Consider the following 12,813-nt stretch of genomic DNA (forward strand, 5'->3'; position numbering starts at 1 on the left):
GACGTTCAGCGGGACCCGAGGACGGCGGCGGCGACGGCCCGGCGCAGCGCCGGCGTGCACAGCAGGTCGGTGTTGTCGACGTACTGGTCGATCCCGCCGACGGGTGGCAGCTTCCGCAGCGCCGGGTCGCTGATAGCGTCGTGGAGCGCCGCCGCGTACCGTCCGGCGTCGATCACGTCGTACGGCCGGTCGTGGTGCTTCCGGTCCTCGCCGCGGCGTGCGGCAGCCCCGGGTGGTGCGCGTCCAGCAGCGGCCGGACCGCGTCGGTGTAGAACACCTCGCACAGCCGCACCCCCGGCAGGAACGCAGGAGTGCCGGGGGTCACAGGACGACGGCCGGGTGCCGGGGGTCGTCGGCGCGGACGACGACGTCGGCGTACTCGTGCGGCATCGCCTCGTCGTGGTACCGCTGGAACGCCGGCAGCGTCCACTGCAGCTCGGGTGGGGTGCGGCGGGCGATCGCGGCCGCGGTCTGCGTGAGGTGGACGGTGACGTCGAAGTCGAGGCCGGCGCCGAGCAGCATCGTGCCGGACACGACGACGACCGTCCCGGCGGGCAGGTCCAGGTAGGGGGCGCGGGTCGCCCGGTCGGTGACGGGGTCCCACAGTGACGGCAGCACCCGTCCGGTCCCGCCGGGGGCGGCGGGGGTGAGGACTTCCCGGGTGATGGCGCGCAGGTCGAGCCAGTCCTCGTAGTACGCGTCGGGGTTCGTCCGGCCCCGTTCGAGGCGCAGCGACGCCTGCCGCAGGAACCCGCCGGCGGGGATGTGGACGGCGTGCCCGCCGTCGCCGTGGACGGCGTCGACGATCCGCCCGGCGAGTGTCTCCGGGGCGGCGGTGGGCGCACCGTCGACCGCGACCCGGGTCGCACCCACCTTGACGATCCGCGCGGCGAGGTCGGACGCGAGCCCTCCGAGGGTGACCGGCCGCGCCTTCACCGAACCGGCCCGGGGAACCAGCGGACGGCGGTCACGGCGTGTGGTGGCGGTGCTGCGGGTCGATCACGTCACCTTCGATGACCTCACCCTGCAGCACCTCCCCGCTACCCGGCTGGGTCGGGACGGGACCGTTGTCGGCGCGGGTCGCTTTCACGATCCTGGGCCCGAACAGGTCACCGGCCGCGGCGGCGGAGATCCGTGACTCGGTCGCCTGCCGGATCCGCCGGCCGGTGAACGTCCGGACCGGCGGGATCAGCAGCAGCAGCCCGACGGTGTCGGTGATGAACCCGGGGGCGAGCAGCAGCAGCGCCGCGGCGAGCCCGGCGACGCCGGTCCCGGCGTCACCGCCGGGTGGCCGGCCCTCGTTCACCGCGGTCCGCAGCCGCTGCCACGCCCGGACCCCTTCCCGTTTCAGCAGCACCCCACCGAGGATCGTGGTGGCGACCCCGGCGAGGACCGCGACCCACCAGCCGATGGCGTGCGCGACCAGCACGAACACGACGATCTCGGCGATCACCAGCAGGAACGCTCCGGCGGCGGCGAACCCCAGCTTCCGCATGGACGCTCCTCAGCCGCCTTGCCGGGCGTCGGCGTGGGCGTCGCGGGGTCCGCCGCCGGCGACGCCGCGGCGCAGCGCCTCCCACCGGTGCGACGCCCCCCACACGGTGACCCGCCACAACGCTTCCCGGACGATGTTGGAGCTCATCTTCGAGTGGCCGCGCTGCCGTTCCGCGAACGTGATCGGGACTTCCTGGACGCGGAACCCGTTGCGGTGGGACCGCCACGCGAGGTCGACCTGGAAGCAGTACCCCTGCGACGCGATCGACCCGATGTCGATCTTGTCGAGGACGGGGACACGGTAGGCGCGGTATCCGCCGGTCGCGTCCCGCAACGCCATCCCCAACGCCATCCGCACGTACAGGTTGCCGCTGCGGGAGATCAGGTGCCGGTGCCACGGCCACCCGACCGTCCTGCCGCCTTTCACGTACCGGGAGCCGAGGACGACGTCCGCGTCCTTCAGCGCGTCCAGCAGCCGCGGCAGTTCCTCCGGCGCGTGGGAGCCGTCGGCGTCCATCTCCACGACGGCGTCGTACCCGTGGTCGGTGCCCCACGCGAACCCCGCCAGGTACGCGGCGCCGAGCCCCTGCTTCCCCGGCCGGTGCAGCACGTGCACGCCCGGGTCGGCGGCGGCGAGCTCGTCGGCGATCCGGCCGGTCCCGTCGGGACTGTTGTCGTCGGCGATCAGCACGTCGACGGCGGGGTTGGCGGTCCGGACCCGGTCCACGATCGGCCGGATGTTGTCGGCCTCGTTGTAGGTGGGGATGATGACGAGGACCCTACCGACCCCAGGGTATTCGTTCACGCGTCCTCCTCGGTCGGTGCTGCCGGGTGCTGACGGGTGCGTCTGCGGACGGCGGCGGCGGCCACCAACGCCCCGATACCCAGCATCACGATCACATATTCGGGTCCGGCGCCGACCGTGGTCGCGATGGTCCTGCCCGACCCGAGGTGCAGCTCCCGCAGGATCACGGCACCTTCGTTGAACCGGGTCTCGTCGCTGGTCCCGCCGGACGGGTCCGCGAACGCGGAGATCCCGACGGTTGACGCCATCAACGCGTCCCGGCCGTGCTCCACCGCCCGCAACCGGACCATCGCCAGCTGCTGCCGGGCCTCGGCCTCGTCGAACGTCGCGTTGTTCGTCTGCACGGCGAGCAGCTGCGCGCCGCCGGTGACGGTGTCACGGACGAGCCCGTCGTAGGCGACCTCGAAGCAGATGACGTCACCGACGACGGCGGGCCCGACCCGCAGGACGCCTGGCGTGTCGCCGGGCGTCATGTCGGAGACCCGGTCGACCTCTTTGCTCACCATCCGGGCGATGTCCCGCAGCGGCATCGTCTCCGCGAACGGCACCGGGTGCCGTTTCGTGTACCGGGCGGACACGCCGCCCTGCCGCGGGTTCCCGGCCGCGTCGACGTCCGGCTCCCACACGAGCCCCGCGTTCTCGACCCCGACGGCCGGGTCGGTGAGGACGGCCCCGACGAGGATCGGCACCCCGACGGCCCTCGCGGCGGTCGCGATCGCGGCGGCGGCGTCGGCGTTGCGCAGCGGGTCGATGTCGGATGAGTTCTCCGGCCACACGACCAGGTCGGGTCGCCGTGCCCCGCCTTCGGTGACCTTCCGGCCGAGCTCGACGGTGGCCCGGACGTGGTTGTCGAGGACGGCGCGGCGTTGTTCGTTGAAGTCGAGGCCGAGCCGCGGCACGTTGCCCTGCACGACCGCCACGTACACGCCGGCGCCCGTGGCCCGGTGGACGGGCACGAGCAGCGCCCCGGCGACGACGACCGCGGCGGCGACCGGCCCGGCGGCTGGTTTCACCCGCTCGAACCACCCGCGGGTGACAGTGTCCTCACCGGCGGTGCGGGATGTACTGACGGTCTTGACGAACGGGACGGCGAGGAGGGCTCCGGTGACCGCGACCGCGAACGTGACCAGCGGCGCCCCGCCGACCGCGGCGAGCCGCAGCAGCGGCGACGTGTCCTGCGAGAACGCGAGCCGCCCCCACGGGAACCCGCCGAACGGTGCCCGGTCCCGCAACGCTTCCTGCGCCGTCCACAACGTTGCGACCGCTGCCGCCCACACCCACGGCCGGGCCCGCAGCCCGCTGACCCATGCGGTCGCCGCGCCGAGCAGCCCGATGAACAGCGCCTGCAGCGTCGACAGCAGCAGCCACGGGACCATCCCGGTGTGCAGGTTCGTCCATTCCAGCAGCGGCGTGAAGAACAACGCGCCGGTGAGGGTCCCGAGCCCGAACCCGGCCCGCAGCCGACGGCCGTGGACGGACACGGCGGCGAGCGCGACCGCGACCGGCGCCGCCCACCACCACCCGTACGGCGGGAACGCGACGAGCATCACAGGCCCGGCGACCGCGGCGAGGAGCACCGCGGCCCACAACGGCAGGGGCCGGGCGGTGCGGGCGGGGTCCGGGTCCGCGGGGACACGCGCGGCGGGCGCCTCGTCGGAACCGTCCGCTGCGCTGCTGGTGCTGACCAACGTCACCTGCGCCAACTCTCCTGGCCGTCGTCACCCGCGCCCGCCGCCGGTGTGCGGGCGTGCAGGGCCGTCGCGGCCTGCGGCGCCAATTATGCGGCCACCTGCCCCCGGACACGGCATCGCAGCGGCGCGGGCGGCTGTGAATGTGCTGGGATGTGGCTGGACTGTGTCCGGACCGCAACCGAACCGGCCGTCACCACACCCTCGCGACCGTTGCCGGTGACCGCCGGCCCGGACCCGCCCCGTACGGGGGCGCTGTCGGCGCCCTGACGGGCGTCGTGCCGGGCTGCGCGGCAGGGGCTGAATCGGGGCGCGACCGGAGTCGCGCCCCGCGCTCCCAGGCCCTTTGTCCGGCCGGTGGGCAGGTCGGGTACGGCGCGGCCTTCGTTCCGGCGCGGCGCGGGCTGGCTGCCCGGGCCGTGTCGTTGTCTACTGGTCGCGTGACCCCCCTGCCCTGACACCGGTGGATGCCCGGCCCGCGGCCCCCGCCGACCCCCGCCCGCTGGATCAGGTGGCGTCCCGCCGGTTGGCGGGGACGTCCGATCAGTGGGCGTTGGGGAGTAGCGAACCGTGGTCACCCGCGCCGAAGTAGGACGCAAAGACGTTACGCGCTGTCCCGGGGGGACTGTCAACCGTCGCACGCGATGTAATTCATCGCGGTCGGCGTGTCGGGTGTGTCGGTCGCGGTGTGTCGGACGGCGCCCACCGAAGTTCACCCGCCGCGGATGAAGGACCGCCGACCGGCTCTTCGTCACCCATTGTGTATGTGCTCGCGGAGCAGCGACGCCGCCGCGCCGGGGTGGTCGGCGGCGAGGAGCCCGGCGGCGGCGAGGACGTACCGGTCGTCGACGGTCACCGTCGGGTGCCGTGGCAGCGCCCACCCGCCGGCGTGGTCGGTCAGCACCGGCCGCAGCGCCGCGACCGCCGCCGCCCGTGCCGCGTGCCGGAACACGCCGCCGGACGCGACGACCGACACGACGTCACGCAGGTCCCGTCCGCTGCGTGCGTGCCGCCGCACCGCGATCACGGTCGCGGCGGCGGCGACGCCGAGCGGCCCGTCACCGACGGCGACGTGTTCCCGGGCGGCGGCGGTGTGGACACCGTCGACGTTCCACCGCACCCCCAGGTCCCCTTCGACGGTCCTGGCCCGCCACAGGGTGCCGGCGACCGCGGTCCCGGCACCGTCGGGGACGAGCGCCGAGTACACGTCCGTCGTCGCCCCGCCGACGTCGACGACGAGCAGGTCCCCGCCGCTGGTGTCGGCGTGCAGCGACACCCCGGTGAGGACCGCGTCCGGGGTCGCCATCCGCACCAGCCGCCCGAACCGGGGGCCGCGGGACAGGTGTTTGCCGCCGATGACGTGCCGCAGGAACACGTCCCGGATCGCGGCGCGGGCCGGGACCGGGTCGACGACACCGATGCGCGGCAGGACGTTCCCGGCGCCGACCGCCGGCACCCTGCGCGCCGTGAGCAGGTCGACGGCGGTGTCGCGGACGTCGGCGTTCCCGGCGACGACGACCGGCACCCGCCATCTGGCGGCGGCGAGCCGGCGCGTGTTGTGCAGCAGCACGTCGCTGTCGCCGCCGTCGGTGCCGCCGACGACCAGCACCACGTCCGGTGCCGCCGCCCGCACCTGCCGGATCCCGGCCGGGGTCTGCGGCCCGGCGGCGACGTGCACGACCCGCGCCCCGGCGGACAACGCGACCCGGTGCGCGGCGTCGGCGGACACGAGGTGCTCGTAGCCGACGACGGCGAGCCGCAACCCACCACCCGCCGACGAGCAGCAGTACACGTCCTGCACGGGTCCGGCGTCGGCGAGGAGCGCGTCGACGCCGTCGAGGACGTCACCACGGGTCGTCGGGTGCGTCCCGGTCCGTACCAGGGTCCCGTCGGTGACGTCGACGACGGCGAGTTTCGTGTCCGTCGACCCCACGTCCAGGCAAGCGACGAGCGTCATGTCGGGCGTCTTCAGCTGCCGGGGACGACGACGGTGCCGGTCGCCGACACCGCCAGCAGCGGCGGGTCGACGACGGCCGCTGCCGACGCGCCGGCTTCCGGGGTACCGCGGCAGACGACGTGACACGTGAAGTCGACGGTCCGGGACCGGGTCCCGACCCTGACGACCGTCGCGGTCACCTCGAGGACGTCACCGGCTCGGACCGGCGCGTGGAACGCGACCGTGCTGTACCCGGCGAACAACCCCTCGTCGCCGTCGGTGCGGATGCACAGTTCGGTGGCGACGTCACCGAACAACGCGAGGCTGTACGCGCCGTCGACGAGGTTCCCCGCGTAGTGCGCGTGCGAGTACGGCACGTACCGGCGGTGCTGCACCGTCACCCCGACCGCCGCGCCGGTCACCGGGCCGGTCACCGGGCACCGACCGCGTGGACGAGATACGACGCGACCTCCCGCGGGGTCGTGCCCCGCCCGAAGATCCGGTCGACGCCGAGGTCCGCGGTCTGCAGCTCGTCGAACCTGGGCCCACCGACGACCAGCAGCGGCCGCCGCGCCGCGGGGAACGCCTCCCGGAACGCCGCCGACATCTCCCGCGTGTTGTGCAGGTGCGCGTCGCGTTGCGTGACGACCTGACTGACGAGGACCGCGTCGGCCTTCTCCGCCCGCGCCTGCTCCACCAGCGCGGGGACGGCGACCTGCGCGCCGAGGTTCACCACCCGGCACTCCCGGTAGTACTCGAGGCCCTTCTCACCGGCGATCCCTTTCACGTTGAGGATGGCGTCGATTCCGACGGTGTGCGCGTCCGTGCCGATGCACGCACCGACGACGACGAGTTTCCGGCGCAGCTTCGCCCGGATCCCGGCGTTGACCTCCTTCGCCGACAGCAGCGGATAGTCCCGTTCGGCGACGACGACCTTCCCGGGTTCGACGAGGTGGTTGACCCGCCCGTACACGACGAAGAACGTGTGCCCGTCACCGATCTGCTTCGCGTGCACGACCATCGCCGGGTCGATCCCCATCTTCCCCGCCAGCTGCAGCGCCGCGCCCTCGCCGCGCTTGTCCGCGATCAGCGGCAGCGTGAAACTGACCTGCACCATCCCGTCGCCGGTCGTGTCGCCGTACGGGCGGATCACCGCACTCATCACACACCCCCGTCCAGCAGGTCGATCGCCGGGTTCCAGTACCCGGCCTCCCGCGCCGCGACCCCGTCGAGACCTTTCCCGCGGTCGGCGGGCCGCCGCATGATCCCGAACGTGCCGGCACCGATCGCGTCCAGGAGCCCCTGTTCCCCGATCTGCCGCAGCAACGTCACCGCCTCATCGAGGACCGTGTGCGCGCGGCCGCGGATGAACGCGCCCGGTGTGAAGTCCTCGTGCAGGTTCCCGGCGGCGTTCAGCACGTACCGCACGTTCTGCAACGCGATGTCCCGGTCCGACAGCCACGGCGTCACCACCGCCTCCGTCATCATCCCGACGAGGAGGATCCCCTGCCCGGTGAGCGCACCGGCGAGGTTGAAGAACCCGTCGAGGAGGTTCCCGCGGAACACGTCCCCGGTCATGTGTTTCGTCGGCGGCATCCACTTCAGCGGCGCGTCCGGGAACAGCTCCCGCGCCAGCAGCGCGTGCGCGAGCTCCAGCCGGAACGACTCCGGCACCTCCGGGTTGATCTCGAACGCGTGCCCGAGCCCCAGCTGCCAGTCCTGCAGCCCCGCCTCGTGCGCGAAGTACTCGTTCAGCAGCTGCGACACCGTCACCGTGTGCGCGGCGTCGACCGCGTCCGCGGTCGTCAGGTAGTTGTCCTCACCGGTGTTGATGATGATCCCGGCCCGGGCGTGGATCTGCCGGGAGAACCGCTGGTCGACGAACGTCCGGATCGGGTTGATGTCCCGGAACAGGATCCCGTACATGGAGTCGTTCAGCATCATGTCGAGCCGCTCCAGGCCGGCGAGCGCCGCGATCTCCGGCATGCACAGCCCGGACGCGTAGTTCGTCAGCCGCACGTACCGCCCGACCTGCTTCGACGTCTCGTCGAGCGCCGCCCGCATCAGCTTGAAGTTCTCCTGCGTCGCGTACGTCCCGGCGAACCCTTCCCGGGTCGCGCCTTCCGGCACGTAGTCCAGCAGCGACTGCCCGGTGGACCGGATGACGGCGATGACGTCCGCGCCGGCCCGCGCCGCGGCCTGCGCCTGCGGGATGTCCTCGTAGATGTCGCCGGTCGCGACGATCAGGTAGATCCACGGCCGCTGCTTCGGGTCCCCGTGCCGCCGGATGAGCCGTTCCCGTTCCGCCCGCCGCCGGTCGATCCGCGTCAGCCCGGTTCTCACCGCTTTCACCGCTGCCCGTTTCGCCACCGTACCGGCGGGCCCCGCCCGGAACGTGGCCCGGAACGTGACGCTGCCGGCGGCGGCTTTCTGCGCGAGCAGCGTCAGGTCCTGGTGCCCGTCGTCGGTCAGCGCCTGGAACACCGGGCCCGTCACGCCACCGCCGAGCCCGACCTGGTCCCGGACGACGTCGACGAGACGGTTCACCCACGGGATCCCGTCCGGGTCCGCGCCGGTGATCCCCGCCAACCTGAGCGTGGCCCGTTCCACGGACACGGTCGTGTGGCTGCGCGCCAGGTCCACGACCGGCCGGCCCGCGGCCGCCGCCAGCCGGCGCGCCGTCTTCACGGTCCGCTGGTCGAGCTTCAGTTTCCCGCCGCTCATCGCTGCGCGCTCACCTTCCTGCTGCTCATCCTGCTCATCGTGGTTCCTGCCGGGAGTGGATCGGCCGGCCCCGCAGCACCGTCACCCGCGCCTGCGGGTTGCTGTCGGTGTGCAGCACCTCACTGATGTCGTCGGCTGTGTCCCACACCGCGAACGTCGCCGACCAGCCGGGGTTCAGGACCCCTTCGTCGTCGATGCCGACGGCCCGCCACCCGCCGCGGGTGTGCGCCGCGAACGCCGCCTTCGCCCCGATCCGCTGCACCGGGTTGTGGTGCCGCATCGCCGCCCGGCACGACCCCCACGGGTCCAGGTCCGTCACCGGCGAGTCCGACCCGAACGCCAGCAGCACCCCCACCCCGGCGAGCGCACCGATCGGGTTCGAAGCAAGCGACCGCGCCTTCCCGAGCCGCTGCGCGTACATGCCGCGTTCCCCACCCCACAACCGGTCGAACGCCGGCTGGACGCTCGCCACGATCCCGAAGTCCACCAGCCGCGCGATCGCCTGCTTGTCCAGGAGCTCCACGTGCTCGATCCGGTGCCGGCCGGCCCGGATCCGCTCCACCCCGACCTGCTTCGCCGCACCCGCGAACCCGTCCAGGACCGTCACGATCGCCTGGTCGCCGATCGCGTGGAACCCGCCCTGCATCCCGTGCCGCACACAGTCCACGACGTGCTCCGTCACCTGCCCCGCCGACAGGTACCCGTGCCCGTGCTCATCCACCCGCTGCCCGTGCTCGTCCCGCCCGTCCAGGTACGCACTGCTCAGATGCGCCGTCCGGGCGCCGAGCGCGCCGTCGGCGTACAGGTCACCGGCGGCGCCGACCGCACCCAGCTCCTTCGCCTTCGCCGCCGCGTTCGGCTCACCCCACAGCCCGTACACCTCCGGCAGCCACAACCCGTGCGACATCGCGGCGACGAAGTCGTCCTCACCGGACGTCCCGGGCCCGCCGCACTCGTGCACCGACGCGATCCCCAGCGACGCCGCGTGCGTGAGCGCCGCCCGCTGCGCGTCCACGATCTGCGCCCGGCTCACCGACCCGTACGCGACCTCCCGCACGAGGTGGTGGGCGTCGCGGCGCAGCCACCCGGAACTGTCATACCCCGCTGTCACCTTCACGGCGTCGGTGAGCAGCTTCGACGAGACGAGGGCAGCGTGCACACACGTCCGGGACAGGTAGACGGCCCGGCCTCCGCCGGCCCGGTCGAGCTCCGCCGCCGACGGCGTCGTCTGGTCCGCCCACCCTGACTCGTCCCACCCGTGCCCGATCACGATCGCGTCGGCGGGGAGGGTCGCGGCGTGCGCGGCGACCGCGTCGAGGACCTGCTGCCTGGACCTGGTCCGGGCGAGGTTCAGGCCGCGCAGGGTGAGCCCGGTCGCGGTGGTGTGCACGTGCGCGTCGACGAACGCCGGGGTGACGAGCGCACCGTCGAGGTCCACGACCCGGTCCACGCCGCCCCCGGCCCGGGTCGGCGCGTCCGCGTCGGGGCCGAGCCAGGCGATCGTGGCACCGTCGACGAGCAACGCGGTCGCGGACGGGTCGGCGGGGGTGTGGACGCGGCCGCCACGGAAGAGGGTTCGCATGCGGCTCAGTCTGCCAACCCGGGCGGTGCTTCGGCCCGCAACCGCGCCTGGAACAGGTTCCGGACACCGCTGTCGGATCGCAGCAGCCGCAGTGCGTAGTCGGCATGTCCCGGGACGTAACCGTTGCCGATGAGCATCGTCACGTCCGCGGCGAGACCTTCCGCGCCGAGCGCCGCCGCGGGGAACGACGTCGCCATGGAGAAGAACACGACGGTCCCGCCGGCCGCGGTGGCGAGGACCGCGGCGTGCTCACACCCGGGGACGTCGACACACACGACGGTGACGTCCGCCGCGCCACCGGCTCCGTCGAGGGCCGCGGCGAGCCCGACGGCGTCGCGGGCGTCGGCGATGACGATGGCGTCGGCGAGTCCTGTGCCGGCGAGCCGGTCCCGTTCCGCCGCGTCCCGGACCACCCCGACGGTCCGCACCAGCGCCGCGGGTTGTCCGCCGCCGCCGGTGTACGACCTGCCGCCGTCGCCGGGCACCGTGGTGTGACCGCCTGCCGGGGAGTGTGCGCCGGTTTCGCTCGCCGCAACGCCGGCAGCGTCGGAGGTTGTCGCGGTGCCCGTCGCGCTCGCGGTGTCCGACGGTCCGGTGGAGGCGGCTCCGCCGCTGACGGCGGGCAGGACGGAGGGGGTGGCCTGTCGGGTCGTGTTCGTCGCGCCGGCGGTGAGGTTGTGGGTGAAGGTGCGGGCGGCGTCGTGGGCGGCGGCGAGGGACAGGGAGCCGCTCTTGCCGGCGGCGCCGAGGACCGCGACCGTCAACGGCCGCGCGGCGAGCCCCCCGGCAGCAGGCCCGGCAGCAGGCCCGGCAGCGGACCCGGTGCGGGCGTGCAGGGCCTGGGTGACGACGCGGGCGACGAGGGCGGGGGCGCCGCACACGTCGAGGACGGCGAGGGACAGCTGCGGGTCCAGGTCGGCGGGCAGGACGGCGGCGATCGAACGGGCGAACAGGATGGCGTGGCCGTCGCAGGGGACCTGCTCCGACAGGCCGTCCCACCGGGTGAGGTCGTCGGCGATGTGCAGCGGGGTCAGGGTCAGCGACACGAGCGTCGCGACCCGGTCACCCGGTCGCAGCCCGAGCGGCGACGCGGGGCCGGCGGCGTCGACGGTGCCGATGAGCATGCCGCCGGAGCCGGTGACCGGGTTGTGCATCTTGCCGCGGCTACGGACGATGTCCAGGACCGCGGCGCGGACCTTGCCGCCGTCGCCGCCGTGCTCGGAGCGCAGCTGGTGAAACGAGGCGGCGTCGAGGTTGAGACGTTCGACGCGGATGCGGACCTCGTCGGCGCCGATGACCGGGTCCGGGTCGAGACGGTCGGCGGCCTGCGGCAGCACCCCGGCCGGTGCCAGAACCCGATGCAACCCGATAGGCGAAGTCATTTCCCGCACTGCCACAAGTTAGCCGAAGATTTTCCGGCACACCAGCCACAGTGCGGGAAATACTACCGTGAACGGGCGGTGGACAGGGTCAGGACATGCTCCACCAGACCGATCAGGACCGCCTTGCTCGACTCCCGGTCCCGCGCATCACACAACAGCAACGGCACATGCCCGTCCAGATCCAGCGCCTCCCGCACCTCCGCCTCCGTGTACGACGACGCGTCGTCGAAACAGTTCACCGCCACCACGAACGGCGTCCCCCGCCGCTCGAAGTAGTCGATCGACGGGAAGCAGTCCGCCAACCGGCGCGTGTCCGCGAGCACCACCGCACCCAACGCACCCAACGCCAGCTCGTCCCACAGGAACCAGAACCGGTCCTGACCCGGCGTCCCGAACAGGTACAGCACCACGTCCTGCCCGATCGTGATCCGCCCGAAGTCCATCGCGACCGTCGTCGTCGACTTGCGCTCCACCCCGGTCAGGTCATCGGTGCCGACCCCGGCCGCCGTCAGCGACTCCTCCGTCTGCAACGGCCGGATCTCGCTCACCGCACCCACGAGGGTCGTCTTCCCGGCCCCGAACCCACCCGCGACCAGAATCTTGATCGCCGTCGGAACCGGCCGGCTAGAGCGCCCGTAGTCCATTGATCACCGCCTTGAGGATGCTCTCGCTCGGCAACTCGCCCGCCGCCGGAGGGTGGTACATCTCGATCAGGCCCTGCCCCAGCAGGTCACCCAGCAGCACCCGCACCACGCCCAACGCCAGATCCAGGTGCGACGCCAGCTCCGCCACCGCCAGGGGGTCCCGCGCGTACGCGAGGATCGCCCGATGCTCCGGCTGCAGCCCGTACCCGACATCGGCGAGCGCGGCCCGGTTCGCCACGACCATCGCGACCACGTCGAACGACCCCGACACCGGCGTCACCCGCCCACCGGTCATCGCGTACGGGCGGACCACCGGACCCGCGTCCCGGTCCACCCACGTGTGGTCCGTCCACGGCTCCGCCGACAGGTCACCGCGCCGCTGCTCCGGCCACGTGTGCTCCCCCGACCCGCCGCCGTGCTCGAACTGCCCGTCCGGCCCACCCGGCCCACCCGGCGCACCCTGCGCGGACCAGGTCGCCCGGTACTGGTCGGCGCGCTGCTGCTCCGCCCACTGCTGCTCGACCCACTGCTGCTCGGCCCGCCCCGGCACCTCCCGGC

Annotated in this window: 13 protein-coding genes and 1 pseudogene; all 14 read right to left on the reverse strand. The window is 73.4% G+C overall.

Annotated features, from left to right (window positions below; translation table 11 throughout):
• Window positions 1-5: 5 nt before the first annotated feature.
• The 14 genes and pseudogenes from ACQEVZ_RS42570 to ACQEVZ_RS42635 all read right to left on the reverse strand — a co-directional run bounded on the left by ACQEVZ_RS42570 (window position 6) and on the right by ACQEVZ_RS42635 (window position 12,622).
• The gene (locus ACQEVZ_RS42570; protein WP_344504929.1) at window positions 6-176 is read right to left on the reverse strand and encodes a hypothetical protein; all 171 of its coding nucleotides are present in this window, start codon (window positions 174-176) and stop codon (window positions 6-8) included.
• Window positions 173-325 (reverse strand): hypothetical protein, encoded by a 153-nt coding sequence (locus ACQEVZ_RS42575; protein WP_433378405.1) that lies wholly within the window; start codon window positions 323-325, stop codon window positions 173-175. The genes ACQEVZ_RS42570 and ACQEVZ_RS42575 overlap by 4 nt, the downstream gene beginning before the upstream one ends.
• Window positions 322-936: a uridine kinase gene (locus ACQEVZ_RS42580; protein ID WP_433378408.1), complete on the reverse strand. Its 615-nt coding sequence runs from the start codon at window positions 934-936 to the stop codon at window positions 322-324. Before ACQEVZ_RS42580 ends, ACQEVZ_RS42575 begins: the two co-directional genes overlap by 4 nt.
• A 31-nt stretch (window positions 937-967) precedes the next feature.
• Entirely contained in the window at window positions 968-1,495 is a 528-nt protein-coding gene (locus ACQEVZ_RS42585; RefSeq protein WP_433378411.1) for an FxsA family protein, read from the reverse strand.
• 9 nt (window positions 1,496-1,504) lie between these two features.
• Window positions 1,505-2,299, reverse strand: coding sequence for a polyprenol monophosphomannose synthase (locus tag ACQEVZ_RS42590; RefSeq protein ID WP_433378414.1), 795 nt, complete (start codon window positions 2,297-2,299; stop codon window positions 1,505-1,507).
• Window positions 2,296-3,993 carry an apolipoprotein N-acyltransferase gene (lnt, locus tag ACQEVZ_RS42595; protein ID WP_433378417.1) on the reverse strand — a complete coding sequence of 566 codons (1,698 nt, stop codon included), beginning with the start codon at window positions 3,991-3,993 and terminating at the stop codon, window positions 2,296-2,298. Before lnt ends, ACQEVZ_RS42590 begins: the two co-directional genes overlap by 4 nt.
• 745 nt (window positions 3,994-4,738) lie before the next feature.
• Complete coding sequence (locus tag ACQEVZ_RS42600; RefSeq protein WP_433378420.1) at window positions 4,739-5,944, reverse strand: glutamate mutase L; 1,206 nt, start codon at window positions 5,942-5,944, stop codon at window positions 4,739-4,741.
• An 11-nt stretch (window positions 5,945-5,955) separates the two neighbouring features.
• Window positions 5,956-6,345 (reverse strand): hotdog domain-containing protein, encoded by a 390-nt coding sequence (locus tag ACQEVZ_RS42605; RefSeq protein WP_344505251.1) that lies wholly within the window; start codon window positions 6,343-6,345, stop codon window positions 5,956-5,958.
• An 8-nt stretch (window positions 6,346-6,353) separates the two neighbouring features.
• Window positions 6,354-7,085 (reverse strand): OAM dimerization domain-containing protein, encoded by a 732-nt coding sequence (locus ACQEVZ_RS42610; protein ID WP_354890735.1) that lies wholly within the window; start codon window positions 7,083-7,085, stop codon window positions 6,354-6,356.
• Entirely contained in the window at window positions 7,085-8,647 is a 1,563-nt protein-coding gene (locus tag ACQEVZ_RS42615) for a lysine 5,6-aminomutase subunit alpha (RefSeq protein WP_433378423.1), read from the reverse strand. The genes ACQEVZ_RS42610 and ACQEVZ_RS42615 overlap by 1 nt, the downstream gene beginning before the upstream one ends.
• Before the next feature lie 34 nt (window positions 8,648-8,681).
• A complete protein-coding gene (locus ACQEVZ_RS42620; RefSeq protein WP_433386051.1) occupies window positions 8,682-10,238 on the reverse strand; it encodes an amidohydrolase in 1,557 nt (518 codons plus the stop codon).
• 832 nt (window positions 10,239-11,070) lie between these two features.
• Window positions 11,071-11,611 (reverse strand): annotated as a pseudogene (locus tag ACQEVZ_RS42625) (zinc-binding alcohol dehydrogenase); the annotation flags it as partial.
• A gap of 62 nt (window positions 11,612-11,673) precedes the next feature.
• Window positions 11,674-12,255: a GTP-binding protein gene (locus tag ACQEVZ_RS42630; RefSeq protein WP_344504939.1), complete on the reverse strand. Its 582-nt coding sequence runs from the start codon at window positions 12,253-12,255 to the stop codon at window positions 11,674-11,676.
• On the reverse strand, window positions 12,236-12,622 hold the full coding sequence (locus ACQEVZ_RS42635) for a DUF742 domain-containing protein (RefSeq protein WP_425552299.1): 387 nt from the start codon (window positions 12,620-12,622) through the stop codon (window positions 12,236-12,238). Before ACQEVZ_RS42635 ends, ACQEVZ_RS42630 begins: the two co-directional genes overlap by 20 nt.
• Between the last annotated feature and the right edge of the window lie 191 nt (window positions 12,623-12,813).

It is taken from the genome of Dactylosporangium sp. CA-152071 (genome assembly GCF_050936335.1).
In the GTDB taxonomy this organism is placed as follows: Bacteria; Actinomycetota; Actinomycetes; order Mycobacteriales; family Micromonosporaceae; genus Dactylosporangium; species Dactylosporangium maewongense.

Excerpts from the sequence above, each read along its gene's own strand:
- ACQEVZ_RS42585 (WP_433378411.1), bottom strand. The coding sequence starts at position 1,495 with ATGCGGAAGCTGGGGTTCGCCGCCGCCGGAGCGTTCCTGCTGGTGATC.
- ACQEVZ_RS42600 (WP_433378420.1), bottom strand. The coding sequence starts at position 5,944 with ATGACGCTCGTCGCTTGCCTGGACGTGGGGTCGACGGACACGAAACTC.
- ACQEVZ_RS42610 (WP_354890735.1), bottom strand. The coding sequence starts at position 7,085 with ATGAGTGCGGTGATCCGCCCGTACGGCGACACGACCGGCGACGGGATG.
- ACQEVZ_RS42615 (WP_433378423.1), bottom strand. The coding sequence starts at position 8,647 with ATGAGCGGCGGGAAACTGAAGCTCGACCAGCGGACCGTGAAGACGGCG.
- ACQEVZ_RS42630 (WP_344504939.1), bottom strand. The coding sequence starts at position 12,255 with ATGGACTACGGGCGCTCTAGCCGGCCGGTTCCGACGGCGATCAAGATT.